Raw genomic sequence first — 1259 nt, 5'->3', positions numbered from 1 at the left:
TGTAGTGGCATAGTGAATTTGGTCACTTAGTTAGAGGTGATATCATCACCTCATAAGTTAACAGGTGACACTATGAAAAAACGTACAAGACGACTATTTAGCGCAGAATTTAAGTTAGAAGCGGCGCAGTTAGTCCTAGACCAAAACTATTCAGTGACTGAAGCAGCCCAAGCAATGAATGTGGGCAAGTCCACAATGGATAAATGGGTTCGCCAGCTTAGAGAAGAACGCCAAGGGAAAACACCGAAAGCTTCACCTATGACCCCTGAGCAAATAGAAATTCGGGAATTAAAAAAGAAACTGGCTCGCCTTGAAGAACATAATGAAATACTAAAAAAAGCCACGGCTCTGTTGATGTCGGACTCACTGAACAATTCTTGATAATCAAGAAACTCAATCAGAGCTACAGCGTAAAAACATTATGCGAAGTCTTCAATGTTCATCGAAGTAGTTATAACTATTGGCTTAAACGCCCAACGGCAATCAATGCTGAAGCAGTAAAACTTCGTAGCTTGGTTAGCGAGGCTCACACCGCAAGCAATGGCTCAGCAGGAGCGAGAACCATAGCAGATATAGTCGCAAATCAGGGCGTAAAGCTGAGCCGATACCGAGCAACAAAGCTTATGAAAACTCTTGGTTTAGTGAGTTGCCAAGAACCAAAGCATCGTTACAGAAAGGCTTCACAAGAACATATTGAAATTCCGAATTACTTAGGTCGTCAGTTTGCTGTTACCGCTCCAAATGAAGTCTGGGCTAGCGATGTTACGTATATTTGGACAGGTAATCGGTGGATGTACTTAGCGGTTGTTATCGATCTTTTTGCCCGCAAAGTGATTGGTTGGTCGATGTCTTTATCACCTGACTCTAGGCTAACAGGCAAAGCTCTTTCGATGGCCTATGAGTCTCGTGGTAAGCCTAAAGGTGTTATGTTTCATAGCGATCAAGGCAGTCATTATACTAGCCGTAAATACCGTCAATTGCTGTGGCGCTTTCAAATAAAACAGAGTTTATCTCGCAGAGGAAATTGCTGGGATAATGCACCAATGGAGCGCTTCTTTAGAAGTCTGAAGACGGAATGGGTGCCAACGGTGGGTTATCGTAGCTTTGCTGAGGCTCAACAAGAGATTACTCGCTACATCATTAGATATTACTGCCAACTCAGGCCACATCAGTATAACGGTGGTCTAACTCCCAATGAGTCAGAGCGATTATATTGGGAAAACTCTAAAACCGTGGCCAATTTTAGTTGACCACTACAG

Annotated in this window: 1 protein-coding gene; it reads left to right on the top strand. The window is 43.1% G+C overall.

Features of this window, described 5'->3' with window-relative positions; genetic code table 11:
- Positions 1–72 precede the first annotated feature (72 nt).
- Positions 73–1250, top strand: a protein-coding gene (locus tag MTF70_RS24240; protein WP_248394462.1) for an IS3 family transposase whose coding sequence is annotated in 2 segments (ribosomal slippage) — positions 73–331 and positions 331–1250 — 1179 coding nt in all. Because the reading frame shifts where the segments join, the coding sequence is not laid out codon by codon here.
- The last annotated feature ends 9 nt before the right edge of the window (positions 1251–1259 follow it).

The organism is Vibrio sp. 2CM40D (genome assembly GCF_023161825.1).
Lineage (GTDB): Bacteria > Pseudomonadota > Gammaproteobacteria > Enterobacterales > Vibrionaceae > Vibrio > Vibrio alginolyticus.
Note: the sequence above shows the minus strand (reverse complement) of the source record. Positions and strands in the feature narration are given on the sequence as shown.